Source organism: Butyricimonas hominis, from assembly GCF_014287455.1.
GTDB lineage: Bacteria > Bacteroidota > Bacteroidia > Bacteroidales > Marinifilaceae > Butyricimonas > Butyricimonas muris.
Genome location: NZ_JACOOH010000002.1, coordinates 14,862 through 38,319 on the forward strand (window position 1 = coordinate 14,862; position 23,458 = coordinate 38,319).

Sequence of the window (23,458 nt, forward strand, 5' to 3'; positions counted from 1 at the left end):
ATGAACAATTTGGAATTGAAAAATCCCGCCTATTTGTTCGAGGTAAGCTGGGAAGTGTGTAATAAGGTTGGAGGTATACACACGGTGATCTCAACGAAGGTGTTGAGTATGGCCGGGGAATTCAAGAACAACCATATATTGATCGGACCCGACGTGTGGCGGTATGATGTACCGAACCCCGAGTTCACGGAAGATCCCCACTTGTTTAAATCGTGGCGTTTGAAAGCCGCGCAGGAGGGGTTGCGTATAAAAGTGGGACGTTGGAATATTGCGGGTAACCCGGCGGTAATACTCGTGGATTTCACCTCGTTTATCCCGCAGAAAGATCAGATACTGACCTCTTTCTGGGATAAGTTTCAAGTGGATTCGCTCACGGGACAGTGGGACTACATCGAACCCGTGTTGTTCGGGTTCACGGCGGGAAAAGTAATCGAGAGTTTCGTGCGTTACCATGTGTCTGCGCGTCAGCAGGTGATAGCGCAATTCCACGAGTGGATGACCGGAAGCGGGTTGCTTTACTTGCGGGACGTGATGCCACAGATTGGGTGCGTGTTCACTACTCATGCCACGGTACTCGGGCGTAGTATCGCCGGGAACGGGTTGCCGTTATACGATCCGATGAAAGATTATGACCCCGCGGAAACGGCAAGGCGTTTTGGCGTGACTGCCAAACAGTCGTTGGAAAGCAAGTCGGCGGAATGGGCGGATGCCTTCACGACGGTGAGTGATATCACGGCGTTGGAGTGCGCGCATTTCTTGGGTAAGAACGTGGATACGGTTACCCCGAACGGGTTCGAGAATAGTTTTACGCCGGACGAGGCGAATTACCCGAGGAAACGTCAGGAAGGGCGTGATAGGTTGTTGAAAGTTGCTCAGGCACAGTTGGGCAGAGCAGTGGCGGAAGACGCGTTGATAGTGGGTATCAGCGGGCGTTACGAGTTCAAGAACAAAGGACTGGACGTGTTTGTCGAGGCGTTGGGACGTTTGAACCGGAACGCGGAAAACAAACGGGATATACTTGCTTTCATTCTTGTTCCGGCAGGCTTCAAGGGCGTGAACCGGGAATTGGTAAATAATCTGGAACGTCCGTATCAAGCGGTGGAAACCGTGTTGCCCTATATGACACACGAATTGTCCGACCCGCAGAACGATCCCGTGTTGCGGAAACTGGGCGAGGAACAGTTGTTGAACCGGGCGGAGGACAAAGTGAAAGTATTTTTCTGTCCGAGTTACCTGAACGGGAATGACGGGGTATTCAATATGCCTTATTATGACCTGCTCGTGGGTATGGATTTGACAGTGTTTCCTTCGTACTATGAACCGTGGGGATACACGCCGCTGGAAAGTCTGGCGTTCAAGGTGCCGACTATCACGACGACTTTGGCGGGATTCGGGTTGTGGGTGGAATCCCATTACAAGAAAGCGCATCCCGGTATCGAGGTGATTCGTCGGGATGACCGGAATAACGAGGAAGTGGTACGGAAGATAGCCGACAAGATAAAGGAGGTTGCCGCCATGAACAAGCGGGATTTTCAAGCTATATGCAAGAACGCGAAAGAAGTGTCCAAGATTGCCTTGTGGGAGAATCTGGTGTCCTATTACAACGATGCCTACCGCGTGGCTGTCGGCAAGGTGAACGAGCGTATCGCCGAACTTCCGGTCGTGGAGGAGGAGCAATGGTCGTTTATCGAGAAAAAGAGCGCTTCTGCCACGCCGAACTGGATTTCGGTTATCATTCATCGTTCCATCCCGGAACGGTTGAGGGCGTTGGAGGAGTTGACGAATAATCTCTGGTGGTGCTGGAACGAGGAGGCTATTGATTTGTTCAAGAGCATCGACTCGTTGCAATGGATGTTGACTCGTCATAATCCCATCGCCTTGTTGGACAAGATTTCTTTGAATCGCTACAAGGAGTTGGAGAATGACGAGGAGTTCGTGGCACGTTTAGAGGCCGTGTACAATAAGTTCTCGAAGTACATGGAGGAAAAAAAGCAGATGAGTGAGCCTTCTATCGCTTACTTCAGCATGGAGTACGGGTTACATTCGTCATTGAAGATATATTCCGGTGGTTTGGGTGTCCTTGCCGGGGACTACATGAAAGAGGCAAGTGACAAGAAAACCAAGATAACGGGAGTAGGTTTGTTGTATCGTTACGGTTACTTTACCCAGAAATTCTCGGCTGCCGGTAATCAGGAAGCGGAGTATGAGGCGCAGGATTTCACGAAAATTCCGGTAGTCCCGGCGCGTGACGATAATGGTAATTGGTTGACTATCAGTTTAACCTTCCCCGGACGGGATGTGTATGCCCGTATCTGGAAAGTGAACGTGGGACGGGTGGAACTCTATTTGTTGGATACCGATTACGAGGATAATCAAGAGGCAGACCGTAGTATCACGCACTTCCTGTATGGCGGGGATTGGGAAAACCGTTTGAAGCAGGAGATATTGTTGGGTATCGGTGGAATCCGTGCTTTGCGCAAGCTGGGCATCGAGGCGGATGTTTATCATTGTAACGAGGGACATGCTGCGTTTACCGGTCTGGAACGCCTGCGGGAATACGTGGCGGACGGTCAGCTTTCATTCGCGGAAGCGATGGAAGTGGTTCGCGCTTCTTCGTTGTTTACGACTCATACCCCAGTCCCTGCCGGACATGATTCGTTCTCGGAAGGTATGTTGAAGACTTATTTCTGGTTCGTGCCCGATCGGTTGAAGATCACGTGGGAACAGATGTTGGCTTTGGGACGGGTTAACGCGAACGACCCGAACGAGAAGTTCTCCATGAGCTTCCTCGCGGCGAACCTGTCGCAGGAGGTGAACGGTGTCAGCTGGCTGCACGGCAAGGTGAGCCGGGATATATTCAAGGACTTGTGGCCGGGTTACATGCCGGAAGAGTTGCATATCAGTTACGTGACTAACGGGGTGCACTACCCGACGTGGGCGGCTCCCGAGTGGAAAAAGATACAGGGGGGCGTGTTCGGTGAGAAGTTCAAGACGCATCATTACGATAAGGCTTGTTTCGAGGGTATTTATCAAGTGCCCGATTCAATCATCAGCGAAACGCGCAATATCTTGCGTTCCCGGTTGATCCGTCATATCAAGCATCGTTTGGCGGACGAGCAGGTCACGGCATATTTTACCCCGAAACAGATCGTGGATATTCAGGACACGTTGCGGGATGATATACTGACGATCGGTTTTGCCCGTCGTTTCGCGACGTACAAGCGGGCACACCTGTTGTTCCGCAACCTCGATCGTTTGAACGAGATCGTGAATAACCCGGATCGTTCCGTGCAGTTTATTTTCGCGGGGAAAGCACATCCGGCGGATCAAGCGGGACAGGATTTGATTAAACGTATCGTGGAAGTGTCGAAATACCCGCAGTTCTTGGGTAAGATATTGTTCCTGCCGAATTACGATATGGACTTGGCACGCCTAATGGTGCAAGGGGTGGATGTTTGGATGAACACGCCCACGCGGCCGCAGGAGGCTTCCGGTACGAGTGGCGAGAAAGCCGCCATGAACGGGGTGATGCATTTCAGCGTCCTTGACGGATGGTGGGTGGAAGGTTACCAGAAGGATGCCGGTTGGGCTTTGCCGATGGAACGGGCATACGAGAATCAGGAATTTCAGAATGAACTGGATTCCGAGATGATATACAATATTATCGAGTCGGAGATCGCCCCCGCATTCTACGATAAGGCGGCCGACGGGATCTCCGCTTCGTGGGCAGGATTTATCAAAAACACGATCGCCAAGGTAGCAGCAAACTTCACGTCTAACCGGATGTTGTCGGATTACGAGGATAAATTCTATCTTCCGATGTCCCGCCGTTATCACCGTTTGAGCGAGAATAACTATGCTTTGGCGAATCAGATTGCGGAGTGGAAGAAGAAGGTAAGCCGCGAATGGGATTCCGTGCAGGTAGACGGTTTGATATTACCGGATAAATCCAAACAGATTATTTCTCTCGGGAAATCCTATCAGGCCAAAGTTACTCTCGAGCTTGGGGAATTATCTCTTGACGACGTGGGTATTGAGTTGGTTGCCATGATGAAGAAAGACGAGCGGCTTGAGGTTTGCTTCACGCAGGAGTTCGTTCCCGTTTCTTTCGAGAATGGTAAGGGACTTTACTCGATCGAGGTAACCCCCGATGATCCCGGGCAGTTCATGCTGGGCTTGCGGATATTCCCGAAGAATATCTTGTTACCGCACAGGCAGGATTTTGCTTTGGTGAAGTGGGTTTAGTTAATTTTAGATTTTAGATTGAAGGACTTCGTAATTTTATATTGACGCTTGAAAAGTTTCCCGGGGCGTAAGGTGGTATTCCAGCTCCTCCTCTGTTTATAGAGGAGGTGAATGCCAAGCAGACGGAGGAGTTCAATCTAAAATCTAAAATCTAAAATCGCTAAATCTAAAATGGTATCTAGGCTTTCAATCGCATCGTAAACGTGCTTCCTTTTCCTAATTCGCTTTGTACCGTCAGTGTTCCGCTGTGTGCTTCCACGAAGTCGCGGGAGATGGAAAGTCCTAGACCGCTGCCCTGTGTTTTTGTTCCGGGGACGCGGAAATAGTGATCGAAGATGCTTTTGTGGTAGCGGGGATCGATGCCTTTTCCGAAGTCTTGGACGTACAATTCGATATATCCGTCTTGTGTTTGGCAGGCTCCGATAATAACTCTACTGTTCTCCGCCGAGTAGCGGATGGCATTGCTTAACAGGTTTGTCAATACCCATGCTATCTTCTCGCTGTCAACGAACAATTTGCCGATTTTATCTTCGGGGTATTCCACTTCAATCTGGATGTTGAATTTCTCTGCCTGTACCCGGTTCGCTTTTATAGCGTAGTCTATCAATTCTATCGGTTTCGTGATTTTTGGTTTCAGTTGGAGTTTACCCGCCTCGACTTGAGTCATATTCAGCAATTCGCTCGTGATGTTCAACAGTCGTTCCGTGTTCTCTTTGATACTATTGGATAAATCCTCTTGTTCCGGGTTTAGTGCACCGATTCGCTTGTCTTCCAGCAATTGCAGGCTCATGAGAATAGCGGAGAGGGGTGTCTTCAACTCGTGGGAAATCGTGGAAATAAAAGTAGTTTTGGCGGAATCCAGTTCTTTAAATTCCGTGATATTCTTGAGCATGATCACGTACCCTTTCTTTTCGGGGGCTTTGCCGTTTTTACCCGGTTGGGTGATGGTCATGTATTTGGCTTGGAAATAACTTTCTTTATTGTCGGCATAGATTTTCAAGGGTTCCTGCTTCTCCCGCGGGTGTTCGCCGACCAGTTCCCGTATCAGTCTGCGCAGCAGATCATTTCGTAGGGCAATATCCTGTGCCGCTTGGTTCAATATTTCCTCTCGTTTCAGGTTCAGTATATTCAGGGCTTCGTCGTTGATAAAGAGGATTTTCATCTCGTTATTCAGTCCGATAATCGGATCGCTGAGGCTGTTGATGATGGTTTCCATGTATTTCTTTGCCGACATCATCTGTGCCAGCGTGCTGGCGTGATAATCGGCAAGGCGTTGTGCCATACGGTTGAAGTTCTCGGATACTACTGAAAATTCTTGATTATCCTTTATATTCAAGCGTTTCTCGTAGTTATGGTTTGCGATTTCGGTGATGGCGTCGGTTAATTCCTTGATCGGTTTGTTAATCGAGGAGGGGAGGCGTATCAACATGGTTATCCCTATACCGATACATATAATTCCGACAATAGCGATCCATAACAAAGCCCGGTTCAGACCGGGGGCGGCAGCCGGACTGTCCGGCTCGGTTGCGGTCAGTATTTGTAAGTTTACTACCGACAGGGCGACCAGCAATATGATCATGGCAACCAGAACCCCTATCCCTATCGTTAATTTTGCCTTTATATTCATGATTCTCAGTTTTATTATGCGAGTATAATCAAATCAATGTTCATTTCTCTCATTGCGTTTAGGAATTTTCTGTATCTGTTGATTTTTATCCATGAAGCAGGCATTCTGAAACTCGGTTGCCCCATGCAGATGGTGGTGATTTGCCTCGTGCGGCAAGTATTGACGATGGTTTTCCACACGTGCGGGGAAGCGATTTGCATCACTTCGCCCCCCAGTTCGGTAGCCAGCTTGAAGTGGTTCAGTAGATGGCGTTGCGTGGCGAGCCCGATGCGGTCGGCGTTTTCCCGCGGTGTTTGCACGTAGAGGGCTATAAACGTGGTATTGTAATGTGCGGCGAGTCGGGCGGCTTTGCGGATGATGTGGCGGGGAGTCTTTTCATTGCTGCTGACGCAGGCGAGAAATTTCTCGTGCCGGATACCCATATCCCCGGCGACAACTTCCGTTTCTACCTTTTTCTCTACACGGAAGGCGACCTCTTTTAAGGCTAATTCCCGTAATTGCAGGATATTCTCTGTTTTAAAGAAGTTATTCAACGCCAGTTGAATCTTTTCCGGACGGTAAATCTTCCCGGCTTTCAATCGGTTGATCAGTTCTTCGGCGGTCAAGTCGATGTTCACGACCTCGTCCGCTTCCTGTAACACGCTGTCCGGGATACGCTCCTTGACCTCGATTCCGGCAATGTTCTTCACCTCTTCGTTCAGGCTCTCGATATGTTGGATATTGACGGCGGAGATCACGCTGATTCCGGCATTCAGTAACTCTATGACGTCTTGCCACCGCTTCTCGTTCTGGCTACCTTCCACGTTGGTGTGTGCCAATTCGTCGACGATCACCAGTTCGGGGTGTTGCAGCAGGATTCCTTCCAGATCCATTTCTTCCATTTCTTTCGCCTTGTAGAATATTTTCTTTCTCGGGATGACGGGAAGCCCTTGTGCGAGGGCTTCCGTTCCGGTACGTCCATGTGTTTCGATATACCCGATCTGTACGTCGATGCCGTTCTCCAGTAATTCGTGCGCTTCCTGCAACATACGGTAAGTTTTACCTACACCGGCAATCATGCCGATGTAGATTTTAAACTTGCCTCGTCGCGACCGTTTGATTAGGTCTAGGAAATATTGTACGTTTTCTTCTTTGCCCATGAACTTGTTTTTATTTAGAACTCGATGCACCACCCGGCGATAAGATAGGTTTTGTCAAAAACCGGGGAAGCGATTGCCTGTACAAATATAGGCAAAGAAAAGCGTTCCCCGAGTTTGATTGACTTGCTTGCTTTCAGAGAAATATCCATGAATCCGGCTTTCTCCGCGTAATACATCCCTTTCCACGGGGTAAAACCGACGGCAGGAGTAAGCGAGATCTCTGCCGGGCAGTTGAACACGTATGATGCGCTGATATAAGTCGAGTAGGCACGCTCTCCCTCGTCATTATCGTCACTTCCGGCGAACATCGTTGCCCATCCCAGCGTCAAGGGGCATTTTTCCCCGAACGTGTACGTCAGCGATGCCTCGAAGTGGTGGTCGTTCTTGTAGTCGCCGTAGGGATTGGTGATGCCGTTCCACCAGTAGTCAGTGAGGGTGAGGCAGAAGCGATTGAACGAGTAGCTCAAGTTGATGTCAAATTCCTGCGCTCCGTCCGCTTTTGTCAGACTCTGGCTGCCCCATGCGCTCAGTGAGAAGTTCTTGTAGGCGAGTCCCAGCGTGGGTTGGACGGAGAAGCCCGAATTTTGGTAGGCTCCCCGCCAAATATAATCGCTGGCGAAGTCTATTTTACCGTTTACTTTCAGTTTGTCTTGTGCTTTTGTCATAAACGGAATCATCATAAGAAGTCCCAATGCAATAATTCTAAAACTCTTTTTCATGTTAAATTCTTTTTGTGTTACTACTATTTCCGCTTCGGTAAAACTCCTCCGTCTGCTTCGCCGCCAAGTGAGCCCGGAAGCCGGTCTCGAACCAGCTCCCGCTCGGCAAACCGAGAGCAAGCTCTCTTTCTGCACTCGCTTAATCGCTGGTTTCCTCTATAAACAGAGGAGGAGCTGGTGCCTCATACCGAAGACGTTGAGTAACTAAGCTCTCTCTCTGTTTATAGAGGGAGTACGGCGAAGCCGGGAGGGAGTTTTACCAGATTCTTGGGTTCTCCCTACCGCGGAATAGCGGTAACTTTCATTTATTATTAGCTGCTTTTTCCAATGCTACATTTAGTTTCAACACGTTTACTTTTTCCGTACCGAACAGACCGAGGAACGGTTTCTCCACGGCTTCCTCCACGATGGACAACACTTTTTCTTCGCTCATCTTCCGGGCTTCGGCTACACGTTTTGCCTGCACGTAAGCGCATTCCGGTGTGATGTTCGGGTCTAGCCCGGAACCGCTTGCGGTTACCATCTCGGCAGGAACTTCACTGCGTTTCAAGTAGGGATGATGCACGAGGAAGGTGTCTACCCGTGCTTTTACCTCGTCGAGATATTCTTGGTTGGTAGGTCCTTTGTTGCTACCGCTGGAACTTGATGCGTCATACCCGTCACCGGCACAGGAAGGTCGTCCCCAGAAATAGATGTCCCGCGTGAAGGTTTGTCCCACGTTGGCGGCTCCCACTATTTTGCCGTCCAGCTCGATGATTTCCGCGTTGCCGTCGTTTGGTGCGGCTACTTGGGCGAATAACCACAGTACGAGGATATAAAACACGGAGAAGAAGATACAGAAGACGATCGTGATTCTAAATGACTTTATAAAATTTTTCATGACTTTCAATTAAAAGAATAAACCAACAATTAGATCAATCAGTTTAATTCCGACGAACGGAACGATGATACCCCCTGCACCGTAAATCAGCAGGTTGCGGCGGAGCAGGGCGGAAGCCCCGATCGGTTTGTACTGTACGCCTCTCAGTGCCAATGGGATCAAGATGGGGATAATGATCGCGTTGAAGATGATGGCAGAGAGAATAGCACTTTCCGGACTGTGCAATCCCATGATATTCAACGCAGCAAGTTCGGGGATTGACAGCATGAACAGGGCGGGAACGATGGCGAAGTACTTTGCCACGTCGTTGGCGATAGAGAAAGTTGTCAATGTACCTCGTGTCATGAGCAACTGTTTTCCGATCTCCACGATTTCAATCAACTTCGTGGGGTCGTTGTCAAGGTCTACCATGTTACCGGCTTCCTTGGCGGCTTGCGTACCGCTATTCATGGCAACTCCCACGTTGGCTTGTGCTAAGGCGGGAGCATCGTTCGTTCCGTCACCCATCATGGCAACCAGCTTTCCGGCGGCTTGTTCTTTCTTGATGTATTCCATTTTGTCTTCCGGTTTAGCCTCGGCGATAAAGTCATCCACCCCGGCTTTCTCGGCGATGTATTTTGCCGTCAGCGGGTTATCACCCGTCACCATCACTGTTTTCACACCCATTTTGCGCAGGCGTTCGAAACGCTCTTGAATACCCGGTTTGATAATATCTTGCAACTCGATAACCCCGGCAACCTTCTTGTTGATGCTTACCACTAGCGGGGTACCTCCGTTTGCCGAAATCATTTCGACCAGTTTCGTGATTTCCGTCGGGAATTTATTCCCGGCTTCTTCCGTTAACTTGCGGATCGTGTCAAACGCACCTTTCCGGATCTCGGTACCGTCCTTCAGGTTGATACCGGAACAACGGGTTTCGGCAGTGAATTTAATCATCCGTGCGCCTTCCGTGTGCAATCCCCGCACGCGCAAGCCGGATTCATGAGCCAGTTCGATAACGGACTTCCCTTCCGGCGTTTCGTCAGACACGGACGAGAGCATACAAGCCTCTATGAATGCTTTCTCTTCCATACCTTCCACTGCGTAGAACCGTGTCGCTTTCCGGTTACCGATAGTGATCGTTCCCGTTTTATCCAACAACAGGGTATCTATGTCCCCGGCTGTTTCTACCGCTTTTCCCGATTTGGTAATCACGTTGGCACGTAGTGCCCTGTCCATTCCGGCGATACCGATGGCGGAAAGTAGTCCCCCGATGGTGGTCGGGATAAGACACACGAACAAGGATAGGAAAGCCGCGATAGTGATTACCGTTCCCGTGTAGTCGGCGAACGGTTTCAACGTCACGCACACGATCACGAATACCAGCGTGAATGCTGCCAACAAGATAGTCAACGCGATTTCGTTCGGGGTTTTCTTGCGGGATGCGCCTTCCACGAGGGCGATCATCTTGTCAAGGAAGCTCTCTCCCGGTTGGGTGGTAACCAGTACCTTGATACGGTCGGACAGCACTTTCGTACCGCCTGTCACGGAACTTTTGTCCCCGCCGGCCTCCCGGATAACGGGAGCGGATTCCCCCGTGATAGCACTCTCGTCGATGGAAGCCAGTCCCTCGATGATCTCCCCGTCCGAGGGAATCACGTCACCTGCCTCGCACTCGAAAACATCGCCTTTCTTCAATTGTGAACTGCTCACGTGTTGGATTTTCCCGTCCACGATGCGTTTGGCGGGAGTTTCCTCTCTCGTTTTTCTCAAACTGTCTGCCTGCGCTTTGCCTCGTGTTTCGGCGATTGCCTCGGCGAAATTGGCGAATAGCAGCGTGATAAACAGGATGACGAACACGCAAGCGTTGTAAGCGAATGAACCCTGCTCATCGTTGAATATCGAGTATATCATGACGGCGAACATGATCACGGAGCAAACCTCCACCATGAACATGATCGGGTTCTTTATCATCACCCGCGGGTTCAATTTCACGAATGATTGTTTTAAACTTTCCATTACCTGTTCTTTGGGAAACAGGGAAGTGGTTTGATTGTTTTTCATATCTCAAAAATTCCAATAAATGTTACAAACTTAAATGCTCGGCAATCGTACTCAAAGCGTGCGCGGGGAAGAATGACAGGGCTGCCACGATAAAGATAACGGCAAATGTCATCATGCTGAAAGTCACCGTGTCCGTCTTCAGTGTACCGGCGCTTTCCGGCACGAATTTCTTACTTGCCAGCAACCCGGCGATGGCGACCTGCCCGACGATGGGCAAGAAACGACCGAGAATCAGCACGATACCGCAAGAATAGTTCCAGAACCACGTGTTGTCGCCCAATCCCTCGAAACCGGAACCGTTATTCGCTGCCGATGACGTGTACTCGTAGAGCATCTCGCTCAACCCGTGGAAACCGGGATTGTTCAACCAACCGCCTTCGTTCGCCACGAACTGTGGGGCATGCACGTACAGGTAAGCCGCTAACGCCGTTCCGACCAAGATAATGAACGGGTGCAGCAGGGCCACGATGGATGCTATTTTCATCTCCCGCGCTTCCACCTTCTTGCCGAGAAATTCGGGGGTACGTCCTACCATCAATCCACTGATGAACACGGCGATAATGATAAACGTGAAGTAATTCATCCAACCCACGCCGACACCACCGAACCACGTGTTGATTTGCATGTTCAACATCTCCATCATTCCGGAAAGCGGCATCGTGGAGTCGTGCATACCGTTCACCGAACCGTTGGAAGTCACCGTCGTGGTGATACTCCACAAGGCTGTACCGGCAGAGCCGATGCGTACCTCTTTTCCTTCCATCGCTCCGTTTTCCTGCGCGATGCCCAGCTCGTCAATCCGCGGGTTACCGCCCATTTCCTGACTCACGTTAATGCACACGCCAACCAGATAAGCGAAAAGCATCACCCCGTAAATGCAATATCCCAGTTTCCGGCGGCGCAGGTAGAACCCGAACGCGAACGCCATCGCCATGGGTATAAGTAATATGGCTATACATTCCACCATGTTGGACAAGTAAGTCGGGTTTTCCAGCGGGTGGGCAGAGTTTACCCCGAAATAGCCTCCCCCGTTCGTTCCCAATTGCTTGATCGGCACGATAGCCGCGGTCGGTCCCTGTGATACCATTTGCGTGGTGCCTTCCATTGTCGTTACTTCCATTTTGCCGTCGAATCCCATGGGCGTACCCTCGATAATCAGGATAAAACCGACGATTAGCGACAGTGGCAACAGGATACGGGTACAACTCAACACCAAGTATTTCCAGAAGTTGCCGATCGTCCGCGTCGTCTTGGCGGCAAGTGCTTTCATGATTCCTGCCATTGCCGCCATACCGCAGGCGGCAGTGATAAACTGGAACAGCATGATAACGAACAATTGCGTGAAGTACGTCAACCCGCTCTCGCCGCTGTAATGTTGCAAGTTACAGTTCACCATGAAACTGATACACGTGTTGAATGCTTGGTGTGCGGTCTGTCCCTCGTTCCCGTCCGGGTTCAACGGCAGCACACCTTGCGTCACCAGAAGCACCATACCCCAGATAAACCAGAAAAGGTTCACGATCAACAACGCCTTCAAGAATTGTTTCCAGTTCATCTCCTCTTCCGGGTCGATACCGCTCCACTTGTAAATCAATCGTTCGATCGGTTTCATGAAATCCGACCACGTCTGCTCGCCTCTATAAACTTTGGCAATATATTTTCCCAACGGGTAGGCAATCAGCCCCATCAGGAGTATTTGCGCGATAACACCTAAAATTTCCGTATTCATACCGTTTAAAATTTCTCGGGTTTGACAAGAACATACATCAAATACCCGAATGCTATAATACTAATGATAAATAATGCCGTGTACATGATTAATCTCCCTTTTAAATTTTCTCGAACCAATCGATACATTTGTAGAAAAACCAGAAGCAGCCCGCGCCGCTTAGGATACATACCAGAAATCCGAATGAAAATAAATCCATAACTACTCTTTTTTAGTGAATACTGTTGTTTACTCCCCTTGTGTATGCCATCGGCGTACCAAAACGGGTGGAGTAGGGGCAATGTGTTGGTATAAAGAGTGTTATTGCGATGCGGCGGAGAACGCACGAGCGTGCGACCCTTCCATTTTGAAAAGGTTGCCTACCAGAATGGAAAGATGCTATGATTCAGAGATTGGCGATTAGGTGATTTATGATTTTCAATTCTGAATCTTTCCTTTACGGTTGGAATCACCAAATCACTGAATAGTGCACCCGCTTCGTGTGGCCGGTTTACAGTCCGTATTCCTCGATTTTTCGATACAGCGTGGTGAGCCCGATTTTCAACAGCCGGGAGGCTTCAGTTTTATTGCCCCGGGTGTGTTGGAGTACGCGGGCGATATGGCGTTTTTCCACGGCGGCAAGTTCAAATTCGGAATGATTTTGTGTGGTGGTTTCGCTTCGCTTATGTTGCAATTCGAAAGGAAGGTCTTGCACCGTCAGTTGTCGGTCGCAGACGATCATGCCGCGTTCCACCACGTTGCGCAATTCCCGGATATTACCTTTCCACTCGGCAGCTTGCAGGGCTTTCAGGTATTCGGGTGTCATGCCCTCTATCGTTTTTCCCAGTTGTCGGGAGAAATGTTGCACGAAAGACCGTGCCAGAACTTCGATATCCTCTTTGCGTTCCCGTAGCGGCGGCAGGTGGATTTGAAACACGGAAAGGCGGTAATACAGGTCTTCCCGGAAATGTCCCGCCTCGATCTCCCGCTTCAAATCCCGGTTGGTGGCGGAAATAACGCGCACGTTCACTTTCGTGGGCTTCGTGTCGCCGATCTTGAAGTATTCCCCGGCTTCAAGCACCCGTAACAGCTTTGCTTGCAACTCGTAAGCCATTTCCCCGATCTCGTCGAGGAAGATCGTGCCGTTGTCGGCGGCTTCGAACAATCCCTTTTTATCCTTGAGGGCTCCCGTGAACGACCCCGCCTTGTGCCCGAACAACTCGCTTTCCAGCAAATCTTTGCTGAACGCCGAGCAGTTCACCGCTATAAAAGTCCGTGCCTCGCGGCGGCTGTTCCGGTGTATGGCTTGCGCGAAGACCTCTTTCCCCGTGCCCGTTTCGCCGGTGAGCAACACGGTGACGTCAGTTGCCGATACTTTCCGGGCGAGTTCCACGGCTTCTTGCAGGCAGGGCGACGTGCCCAGTATCGTGTCAAAGGAATAAGCGCGGCTCTCTTTGCATTTCACGCTTTCGCCGAGATTCTTTTTTGCCTGCTCCATGGCACGGCTGATAAGCGGGATGATTTTGTTGTTATCGTCGCCTTTCGTGATGTAATCGAACGCCCCGTTCTTGATTGCCTGCACCCCGTCGGGGATATTCCCGTGCGCGGTGAGCAGGATCACTTCCATTTCCGGGTAAAGCGTCTTTATCGCGGAAACGAGTTCAACCCCGTTCCCGTCAGGCAGGAAGACGTCACACAGCACGACTCGCGGGCGGTGCAGTTTCAGTTGTTTCAGCGCGGATTGACAGTCAGCCGCTTGGAATACCTCGTAACCTTCCAGCCCGATGATGCGGGAAAGTAATTTGCGTATCTGCGGTTCGTCGTCGATGATTAAAATATTGTCCATATAGAAACGGGGCTATTTCGCCCTGTATTTGTTGTCACGCAGGATAGCGAGTATCTTTTCTTTCAGCTCCCCTTGGATGATGATTTCCCCGTCCTTCACCGATCCACCCACGCCGCATTTATTCTTCAGCAATTTGGCAAGTTCCTTCAGGTCGTCCTCTGTCCCCACGAAGCCCTGCACGAGCGTCACCGTCTTTCCCTTGCGTTGCTTCGAGTCGAGCGTCACCCGCAGGTTCTGCTTCTCCGGGGCAAGCGTTTCCGTTTCGTTCTCCTCGTCATACTCGTACCGGAAGTCCGGGTTCGTGGAGTACACCACGTTCACGCGTCCTTTCTTGTCGTTCTTGTTGCTCATGGTAGTCTTTATTATTGTTCCTTTTGGCAAAAGTAATATATACAATTGAAAATTGAAAGTTGAAAATTGAAAATGAATTGGTTGTTTTTTTAACCGTGTTCGTTATCTTTGCGGCTTGAAGTCGAAAACGATAGCGGGGCAGAAATAAATTCAATGGACTAACAGATGGATTATGAACAAAATTGTAAGTAAAACTTATTTTTCAGAGAAGGTTGTAAAGCTGGAAGTGGAGGCTCCCTTGATTGCCAAATCCCGGAAGCCGGGTAATTTCGTGATCGTGCGTGTCGGGGAAAAAGGGGAACGTATGCCGTTGACGATTGCCGATGCGGACGTGGCGCGAGGAACGATCACGCTGGTGGTACAGGTGATGGGAGTTTCTTCCCGAAAATTATGCGCGTTGGAGGTTGGCGAATACGTGACGGATTTGGTGGGACCTCTCGGCAAACCGACTCATATCGAAAAAGTAGGTACCGTGTTGGCTTGTGGCGGCGGCGTCGGGGTAGCTCCCCTGTTGCCTATCGTGAAAGCGTTCAAGGAAGCGGGCAACCGGGTGATCTCCGTGATTGCCGGGCGCACGAAAGACTTGGTGATACTGGAGGACGAGATACGGGCTTCTTCCGACGAGGTGATTGTCATGACGGATGACGGCAGTTACGGGAAAAAGGGATTAATCACCGAGGGTATGGAGGAAGTGATCGCCCGCGAGAAAGTGGATTTCGCGGTGACCATCGGTCCGGCTATCATGATGAAATTCTGCGAGAAAGTAACCCGGAAACACGACATACCGACGGTAGCGAGTTTGAACGCCATTATGGTCGACGGTACAGGGATGTGCGGTGCCTGCCGCGTGACGGTAGGCGGGAAGACCCGTTTTACCTGCGTGGACGGTCCGGAGTTCGACGCGCACCAGATAGACTTTGACGAGATTCTTGCCCGTCTGGGTGGTTTCAAGGATGATGAAGCCGTTAAATTACAACATGAAGCGGAAATAAAACACGAGAATATAGAGGTGAAGAGTGGCGTGAGCGACCGTAACGAGGCGTGGCGTCAGGAACTTCGCCAGAAAGTGGCGGGAAAAGAACGTACCGCGATCGAGCGGGTGGTGATGCCCGAGACACCTGCCGCCGAGCGTATCAAGAGTCAGCGCATCGAGGTAAACTTGGGGCTGACGGCGGATATGGCCGTGCGGGAGGCAACGCGTTGTATGGACTGTGTGACGCCGACGTGCATGGAAGGTTGTCCCGTGAGTATCGACATCCCCGGTTTCATCAAGAACATCGAGCGGGGTGAGTTCTTGCAGGCGGCTGCCGTGTTGAAGCGCACGAGTGCCCTCCCGGCAGTGTGCGGACGGGTATGCCCGCAGGAGAAACAATGCGAGTCCAAGTGTTTCTATTTACAGAAATTGAAAAAGCCGTCGGTGGCTATCGGTTATCTGGAGCGTTTCGCCTCGGATCACGAGCGGGAATCCGGACATATATCCGTGCCCGAGGTTGCCCCGGCTAACGGTATAAAAGTAGCGGTGATCGGTTCCGGTCCTTCCGGGCTGTCTTGTGCCGGGGATCTGGCAAAGAGAGGGTATGACGTTACCGTGTTCGAGGCGTTGCACGAGATTGGCGGCGTGTTGAAATACGGTATCCCGGAATTTCGTTTGCCCAATAGCGTGGTGGACGTGGAGATCGAGAACCTGAAGAAAATGGGCGTGAAATTCGTCACGAACTTTATCGTGGGAATGACCGACAGCGTGGCTGATTTGAAAGCGGAAGGGTTCGAGGCGTTCTACGTGGCTTCGGGAGCGGGGCTTCCCCGTTTCATGAATATTCCCGGGGAGAACTACAACGGTATCCTTTCCTCCAACGAGTACCTGACGCGGGTAAACCTGATGGGTGCCGACAGCGAGGATTCCGATACCCCGGTATATCACGGTCGTAACGTGGTGGTCGTGGGTGGCGGTAACACGGCGATGGACTCCGTGCGCACGGCGAAACGGCTGGGTGCCGAACGCGCGATGATTGTCTACCGCCGGAGCGAGGAGGAAATGCCTGCCCGTCTGGAAGAAGTGAAACACGCCAAGGAAGAAGGATGCGAGTTTATCACGTTGACGAATCCCGTGGAGTATATCGCTGACGAACGGGGACGCGTGAAACAAGTACGGGTGCAGAAGATGGAATTGGGAGAACCCGATGCCAGCGGACGTCGTAGCCCGGTACCGGTGGAAGGTTCCGAGTACACGATTGACGCCGACGTGGTGGTGGTGGCGGTGGGCGTGTCGCCCAACCCGATTATCCCGAATTCTGTTGCCGGACTGGAAGTTTCCCGCAAGGGCACAATCGTGGTCAACGAAGAAACGATGCAATCCAACCTGTCCGACCTCTTCGCCGGAGGGGACATCGTGCGGGGTGGTGCTACCGTGATTCTCGCCATGGGTGACGGTCGTCGTGCCGCGCGACATATTGACGAGATGTTCAAAGCTTGAAGTCGCCTTTGTTTAGAGTCGCCTTCGGCGAGTTGCAAGTTGCATTTGCCGAAGGCGGCAAGTTACAGGTCGCTTTTCTAGCGTTTCGGAATGTATTTCAGTTCCTCCTCTGTTTATAGAGGAAACTGGCGAGTAAGCGAGGGCCGATTTTTGTTCCTTTACCAGTCACCGGGCGTCACCGTGCCGTTCTTCAGCGGGATGAGGGTGTAGGTGAAGCCGTTGTATACCTCGTTGCCGGACTCGTCGGTGCGACCGGGGAGGAGGTTGTAGTTGCGGCGGTTAAGAAAGACTTTGGAGCTGTTGTCGATCGCCGCGAAGTGATATCCACCTTTGGCGGGGACGCTTAAGAAATATCCGTTTTCCCGTTCTTTAGCGGTCATGTTACTAAGATTCCACTCGTAATAGTATTTTGCATTACTAAGCATGAGCTCAGCCCCGTCAACCTCGTTTGCAACGTGCAGACGGGCATACCTGTGTTCAAGGCTGATGGTGATCGGGATGCCGGGAGAGAAGCTATCGCTACCTGTCATCACGTCTGTGGTATAGCCCAGAGAGAGGATGCCATCAACGGGGATGCTTTTGCCCAGATAGTATGCTTCGAACCGGACTTTTGCATCGGTGGTGCCGTCGGCAAGGGCTTCGGCGGGCCAACGGGGGTGGCGTTTGAAGCCGGAGAAATTAATGGGTCCGCCAATGGCAGGCTTGATGCCGGAGGTCTTGAGGTCTATAGAGTCCTGCACACTGAGGGGAGACCACTCGGCACCGTTGTAGCGGAGGGCGGAGATATAGGTTTTATTCGCTTGGGTGCCTCCGGCAGGTGTCCAATCGAAACCGACGTGGAGCCAGATGACATCGCCCGTTTCCCACTGCGCGGCGTCGGGGGTCTGGACGGCACGGGTGGCGGGGAGGGTGGCTCCGGCAGTGTATGCCGGGCGGGGACCGATGGTGATGCTCAGTTCCCGGGGGGCGGACGTGACGGGCGCCGGCACGGGGTCGTTGTCGGTGGTGCAGCTCCAGGTCAGCAGGACGAGGAGGAGTACGGCGGCGGTGGAAAGGAGTTTATGTTTCATATCGTTATTACGTTTTAATGTGAATGGATGGGTTATTTAAGAGTTTTCCGGGTAAAGTACAAGACGGGCCATGTTCCGTCGCCTGCTAACCAGAAGTCGCTTGATTTTACATCCCCAGAGCTGTAGGTGTCGATACCATAGGCGGGCGTGGCGTCGGGGTCGTAACAAGTGATGGTGCCGGGCGCCGAATAGGATCTACTCATGAGTTGGAGTATCTCGCCCTTTCCAGGGTTGATATTGCAGATAAGACGTGCTGTATTTCCGCAATTGGATGTGCCTTTACCACCGACGCCGGCGCCGTAGCAGCAATCTACATTATCGCCGCTCATGAATCCGACGATAGCGCCTACCTTTGCCTCTATAGTGCTGGCTGTAGCGGTGCCGCTGGCGTAGCAACTATTGAGTAGTCCTCCATAGTGTCCATAGTGACAGCCTACCAATCCTCCGGCATAGATATTGATGTCTTCTGTTTCAGATGTAACGGAGACATCACCTTCAGCTATACAACAGTAGATAGTGGAGCCAGAATCATTCGAATTATACCCGGCAATTCCTCCAGCATATATAGAGTTACCTTCAGATGTATTTACCTCCATAGTGACGCTGCCGATGGCGTGGCAGGCAAATAGTAGGCCACCGAAGTTTCTTCCTGTTATTCCTCCGGCGCCTGCTGAACGTTGTCCGAATAGTCTTATGCGATCTGCTATTATCTCGACGTCCGTCCGGCAACGGGTAATAGTACCATTGTTAAATCCCGCTAATCCGCCGACATTTGGGTCATGTTCGCTCGTATTGATTTTCCCCTGAGCGGAGCATAGGGAAACAGTGGAAGCACTACCATTAAATCCAACGAGGGTTCCGACATTTATTGCCTTGCCTGATATTATCTCCACCTTGCGCAGGTGAATGCCGGTCAGCAGAGCATCGCCGTCTGTCATCCCGAAAAGGCCGGCAGCTGATCCTTTTTGCATATTACTGATTTTCAGATTGGAGATAGTGAATCCATTACCGTTATAAATGCCGGTAAATGGCCGAAGATCAGAGCTGTACTGCATACCGATAGGCTTCCAATTGTCAATGCCACCCAAGTCAATATCCGCTGTCTGTATGGCATTGAGGTTCTGCTGTCCGTTATTCACATCGTCAGCAAAACGCTTGAGGTCGTCGGCATTGCGGATAATTCGGAATATTTTACCGTCGAGGGTCACGGTGGGCAGTTCGCCTTCCGTCCAAGGCACGTCGGTAGTGGGCATCCCCACTTCAACGCCGGTTTCGCGCACGCTGACGGGATAAGTGTACATCGTGTTGGCAGCGTAGGCATCGGTTGCGGGGAGGGTGCCGGTGTATTCCTTGCCATTCACGGTGACCACTATCGTGCGAGGGGTGGAATTTGCCTCCTGTGGGATAAGCAGGGCGGTGTAGCTGGCGTCCGTTCCATCTGCCGCCACCCCCGATTTCAGCGCACGAACAGGCTTATCGGTGATAAGCGCCTTATTAACAGAACCATCACGCATATCGAAACTTCCTTCTTCGGGGAAGCCTGCCAGTCGTACATCCGTCAGCGTACCGCCGGACAGCCCCAATCCGAGGGTGATATCGAACTTGACTTTGCTCATCAGGTGGTGAAATACGAGGACGACGAGATTATTGCCGCGGGGAACGCCCTCGAATTTACTGTAGAGGGGGTCGAGCGCGAGCTGTTTTTCGACGGTGGTCTGGTCGGTGGTGTTCAGGGTGAGGATATAATTGTCGTCAGGGGCTTTGCTCGTGTGCCAAGCGATGATGTCCACCGCTGTGTTTTGCGGGTAATACATCGGCGTGCCGTCGGCAGGGGTCAGTGCTCCGTCCTCCGGGTTTACGTTGTGAAGCACGTTGGCACTGCCGGGGACGAGGTCGTCGGGCAGCGTGCCGCCGGGGGTGAGCATGGAGATGCTCACGACGTCGCCCGCGGTCCACACGGTGTTGCCATCGGGGCCGAGGGCTGTGCGGGTGGCAGGTGACGAGCCACCGGTATTCGTATGCGGCGGCAAAGCGGTGGATTGCACCACGGCTGTAAATGCCGCGGGGATGCGGCTGTCGGCGTCGTTGCCACCCGGCTCTTCCTTGCTGCACGATGCCAGCATCATGGCCGGAAGCGCCGCGAGCAGCAGGAGTTTCTTGCAATTTGCTATTGTCATATCATTGCTTTTTTAATTATTACTTATCAGTTTCCAATGTTGTCAGTCTGCCACCACGGGACTGCCGTTGACGGGATTCCAGTCGGTAATCGTGGCGGAGAGTACCGCACCCGTGGGCGTTTCCACCACCGCGCCGTCCAGCGTGACGGGCATGTGCTTGTCGGTATTGAACGCGGCGAGTGCCGTGGAAAGGTCGCTGTCGAGGGTGACGGGGGTGGGGGTGTCGCCGGTAAAGCGGATTTTGGCGTTTAGCCTCTGTTGCCCGTCCGCTACACCCAGCAGCCGTACGGTAGCCGACCATTTCCCGGTATTCGCGCCGTCAGTTATCTTCGTGAACGCCAGTGCCACGTTCGAGGGGGCAGTACACGTTCCGGCGTCTATGTCCAGCGTTCCGGCAACGCCGGAAAGCGTGCCTTCGATGCTTTCGATTTTACCCGCCGTGCCTCCCGCGGGTTCGATAACGAGCGTGAGTTGGCGCGTTTGTTGGCGCGCGACCACCGTGACGGTATGTTCCTTGTCCTTCTTTATCGCGACATTCGTGACGCCGGCGTGCAGCCATCCCGGGGTGGCGTGTATGAATGTTCCGGTCTGTCCCGCGGGGGTGGCAGCCGCTGCCGCGGTCGCCACGGTGCCGTTCACGGTGATGGCGTCCGGCGTGTTGTGGACGACGAGGCGGTAGTTGCCCGGCTCGAAGAGGTGGTCTACCGTGACCGTCGTGCCGCTTACCGTCGCGGAATATTCGCCCACCTTCACCGTGTAGGTGGCGGGGATACCGGTACCTGCCGAGCAGTCGTGCCACTCGGTCACGAGTGTGATTCGTCCGCTGTCGGGGTGCGGGGTATCGTGAATCGGGTCTTTCACGTCGCATCCGCCGAGGAGCAGGGCGGCGCACCCGAGTCGTGTGATGATTGTTTTTGTTGTCATAGGTTGTTTTTAGTTCGTCGAAAAAGTTTCATGAAGCTGTTTTTATATATAAGTGTTTTGTTCGCCGGGATAGCACCGCGTGCGGTGGTTCGAGAATGTAAAACTAAGTAAAAATAGAATCCACGGGGAGACAATTCAACAAAATATCACTTGCCAAATCGTAATAAGGGTATTTTTTTCACTTGCCAAATCGTAATTTGGTGCAAAAAGGTAAAAACGCTCAATTTCGGGCTATAATAGTCGTTTTTTGACAAAAACGCGATGTATTTGAAGCGTGGATGTGTTTGCTGCCTGCCCGATAGCCATGACAGTGCTTGTACCCGTGCTTGTGTGAACCCGGAAAAGCGTCGAGCTGTCTGATTAACTAAATATGTTGTCGTAATGACGTTGTTATAACCTGCCTATAGCAGGTTATGAGCAGGTTTTAAGCAGGTTATGGGCAGGTTATGAAGGTTCCTAGCCCTTTGGTGGCGCGGGTTTCGAGAGGGTAAAACGGGAAAAAAAAAAGTGTAAGTTGCTATCAAACAGAGCGATGTGTCTTGTGTTTATTTTGGATAATGTTGGGTTGAAATTAGACAAGTATTGTAAAAACAATACAAAAGCATGTTGATGTATTCATTGTTTTGTAATCTGATTGTTTTAATATTGCATCATGGTGTCGTTTGAAAAAAGAGGGCAAACGCAAGTTGCAGTGAAGATCCTTCAATCTAAAATAGCCGGAAAAGAAGCCGGGATACTGCCACCTTCAGCAATATCCCGGCTTTCCCGCTTCAGCGGCACGTTCATTTTCAATTTTCAATTTTCAATTGTCTCCCATCCTCCCCCGAGTGCCGAGTACAGGCTGACCACGGAGAGGAGTTCGTCGCGGACGGCGTTATTGAGGCTGATTTGGGCGTCGAAGTAACCGCGCTGGGCGTCGAGGACGTCGAGGTAGCTGATGACTCCGTTGATGTATTGCAGGGTGGCGAGTTCCATGTACGAGCGGGCGGCTTGTTCGAGCCGGGAGCGCGACTCGCGGATTTCGCGTATCTTGTAGAAGGTGGTGAGGGCGTTGTCGACTTCCTTGAATGCCGTGAGGACGGTTTGCTGGTAGTTGTACGTTTCAGCTTCCAGCGCGGCACGGGATGCCTTGAGTTTTGCCCGGTTGTTCCCGGCGTTCAGCAAGGGCGCGAGCAGTTTGCCGCCGACGTAAAAGTAAGGGGCGGAAAGAAAGTCGCTTAATTCACCTGCCTCGCGTCCGTAGCGGGCGGTGAGCGTCAGTTGCGGGAACATACTGGTGTAGGCGATACCGACCTTCGCGTTGGCTGCCTTCAGCTTGTATTCAGCCTGCCGCAAGTCGGGGCGGCGTTCCAGCAGGGTGGATGGCAATCCCACGGGCAATTCGTGAGTCAGCGTTTGTTCGTCGATGTTCTTGCCGCGGGGAATGCGACCGGGGTAGTGTCCCGTGAGCAGGGAAATATCGTTTTCTTTCAGGCGTATTTTTCGCTCGAGGTCGGGTATGAGGGTGCGGGTCTTGGCAAGCTCCACTTCCGCCTGACGGTAAGCCGTTTCGGAAGTCAGTCCACCCTCGAAACGCAATTTGGCGAGGCGCACGCTTTCGACACGGGCGTCGTAGGTCTGCCGCACGATGCTCAGTTCCATGTCTAATGCCTGTAACTCGAAATAGGCTTGTGCCACTTGCGCCACGAGTGTCATTTGCATGGCTCGTTGTCCTTCCACGGTCTGGAGGTAGGTGGCAAGGCTGGCTTGTGAACCCCAGCGGAGTTTGCCCCAAAGGTCGAGTTCCCACGAGAGAACGGCTTCCGCGTTGAAAGTGTTGCCGGGGGAACGGTCGTATTCCCGTTCCGCCAGTCCGTCGGCACTGAGTTGCGGGAATAGTTTGGATTTTTCCACGCGGTGGGCGAAGCTGCTCTCTTTTACCCGTGCCGCCGCTGCCAGTAAATCCTTGTTATACGAGAGCGTGGTGCGTATCAGGCCTTGCAGCACGGTATCCGTGTATATCTCCGGCCATTGGATGTCGGCGACCGTCCGCGTACCGGTGGCGGGCGTGTCGGCAATCTGTTCCGGCAGATCGAGTTCCGGTCGGGTGTATTCTTTGCCCAGCTTGCAGGAGGAAAAGAAGGTAGCTCCGACGAGGAAGAGGAGGGTTATGGTTGTATATTGTTTCATGGCGGTGTTTTTTAGTTTATAAGGTTTATAAAGTTTATAAGGTTCATAAGGTTCTATGGACCCCTGCGGGGCGCTTTGTCCACGGCA

16 protein-coding genes are annotated in these 23,458 nt (G+C 51.9%); 3 read left to right on the forward strand and 13 right to left on the reverse strand.

Annotated features, from left to right (window positions below; genetic code table 11):
• Positions 1-4,245, forward strand: coding sequence for an alpha-glucan family phosphorylase (gene glgP, locus H8S64_RS03600; RefSeq protein WP_186975022.1), 4,245 nt, complete (start codon positions 1-3; stop codon positions 4,243-4,245).
• Between the two features lie 178 nt (positions 4,246-4,423).
• Here glgP and H8S64_RS03605 read toward each other — a convergent pair whose 3' ends face one another.
• The 9 genes from H8S64_RS03605 to H8S64_RS03645 all read right to left on the reverse strand — a co-directional run bounded on the left by H8S64_RS03605 (position 4,424) and on the right by H8S64_RS03645 (position 14,558).
• The gene (locus H8S64_RS03605) at positions 4,424-5,872 is read right to left on the reverse strand and encodes a HAMP domain-containing sensor histidine kinase (RefSeq protein ID WP_186975023.1); all 1,449 of its coding nucleotides are present in this window, start codon (positions 5,870-5,872) and stop codon (positions 4,424-4,426) included.
• A gap of 14 nt (positions 5,873-5,886) precedes the next feature.
• Complete coding sequence (locus H8S64_RS03610; RefSeq protein ID WP_186975024.1) at positions 5,887-7,011, reverse strand: sensor protein KdpD; 1,125 nt, start codon at positions 7,009-7,011, stop codon at positions 5,887-5,889.
• Between the two features lie 14 nt (positions 7,012-7,025).
• The gene (locus tag H8S64_RS03615) at positions 7,026-7,730 is read right to left on the reverse strand and encodes a hypothetical protein (RefSeq protein WP_186975025.1); all 705 of its coding nucleotides are present in this window, start codon (positions 7,728-7,730) and stop codon (positions 7,026-7,028) included.
• A 301-nt stretch (positions 7,731-8,031) separates the two neighbouring features.
• Positions 8,032-8,610 carry a K(+)-transporting ATPase subunit C gene (locus H8S64_RS03620; RefSeq protein WP_186975026.1) on the reverse strand — a complete coding sequence of 193 codons (579 nt, stop codon included), beginning with the start codon at positions 8,608-8,610 and terminating at the stop codon, positions 8,032-8,034.
• 9 nt (positions 8,611-8,619) lie between these two features.
• Positions 8,620-10,653: a potassium-transporting ATPase subunit KdpB gene (gene kdpB / locus H8S64_RS03625; RefSeq protein ID WP_186975027.1), complete on the reverse strand. Its 2,034-nt coding sequence runs from the start codon at positions 10,651-10,653 to the stop codon at positions 8,620-8,622.
• A 22-nt stretch (positions 10,654-10,675) separates the two neighbouring features.
• A complete protein-coding gene (gene kdpA, locus H8S64_RS03630) occupies positions 10,676-12,382 on the reverse strand; it encodes a potassium-transporting ATPase subunit KdpA (protein ID WP_186975028.1) in 1,707 nt (568 codons plus the stop codon).
• A 5-nt stretch (positions 12,383-12,387) separates the two neighbouring features.
• Positions 12,388-12,510, reverse strand: a complete 123-nt coding sequence (locus tag H8S64_RS03635; RefSeq protein WP_222621151.1) for a potassium-transporting ATPase subunit F — start codon at positions 12,508-12,510, stop codon at positions 12,388-12,390.
• A 362-nt stretch (positions 12,511-12,872) separates the two neighbouring features.
• Positions 12,873-14,207, reverse strand: coding sequence for a sigma-54-dependent transcriptional regulator (locus H8S64_RS03640; RefSeq protein ID WP_186975029.1), 1,335 nt, complete (start codon positions 14,205-14,207; stop codon positions 12,873-12,875).
• Positions 14,208-14,219: 12 nt separating this feature from the next.
• On the reverse strand, positions 14,220-14,558 hold the full coding sequence (locus H8S64_RS03645) for a translation initiation factor (RefSeq protein WP_186975030.1): 339 nt from the start codon (positions 14,556-14,558) through the stop codon (positions 14,220-14,222).
• A gap of 172 nt (positions 14,559-14,730) precedes the next feature.
• On the opposite strand from H8S64_RS03645, the gene H8S64_RS03650 reads away from it, so the two are divergent.
• Positions 14,731-17,031, forward strand: a complete 2,301-nt coding sequence (locus tag H8S64_RS03650) for a bifunctional dihydroorotate dehydrogenase B NAD binding subunit/NADPH-dependent glutamate synthase (protein WP_186975031.1) — start codon at positions 14,731-14,733, stop codon at positions 17,029-17,031.
• 158 nt (positions 17,032-17,189) lie between these two features.
• Here the strand turns inward: H8S64_RS03650 and H8S64_RS03655 are convergent, their stop codons facing one another.
• Genes H8S64_RS03655 through H8S64_RS03665 form a run of 3 tightly spaced genes read right to left on the reverse strand, consistent with a single transcriptional unit; the run spans position 17,190 to position 21,031 of the window.
• Entirely contained in the window at positions 17,190-18,101 is a 912-nt protein-coding gene (locus H8S64_RS03655; RefSeq protein ID WP_186975032.1) for a hypothetical protein, read from the reverse strand.
• A gap of 32 nt (positions 18,102-18,133) precedes the next feature.
• Positions 18,134-20,278 (reverse strand): fimbrillin family protein, encoded by a 2,145-nt coding sequence (locus H8S64_RS03660; RefSeq protein ID WP_186975033.1) that lies wholly within the window; start codon positions 20,276-20,278, stop codon positions 18,134-18,136.
• A gap of 42 nt (positions 20,279-20,320) precedes the next feature.
• Positions 20,321-21,031, reverse strand: a complete 711-nt coding sequence (locus tag H8S64_RS03665) for a FimB/Mfa2 family fimbrial subunit (protein WP_366482472.1) — start codon at positions 21,029-21,031, stop codon at positions 20,321-20,323.
• Between H8S64_RS03665 and H8S64_RS22700 the strand changes: the two genes are divergently transcribed.
• Positions 20,939-21,313: a hypothetical protein gene (locus H8S64_RS22700; protein WP_366482480.1), complete on the forward strand. Its 375-nt coding sequence runs from the start codon at positions 20,939-20,941 to the stop codon at positions 21,311-21,313. The genes H8S64_RS03665 and H8S64_RS22700 overlap by 93 nt on opposite strands.
• 684 nt (positions 21,314-21,997) lie before the next feature.
• Here the strand turns inward: H8S64_RS22700 and H8S64_RS03670 are convergent.
• Positions 21,998-23,371, reverse strand: a complete 1,374-nt coding sequence (locus H8S64_RS03670) for an efflux transporter outer membrane subunit (protein WP_186975035.1) — start codon at positions 23,369-23,371, stop codon at positions 21,998-22,000.
• Positions 23,372-23,458 lie beyond the last annotated feature (87 nt).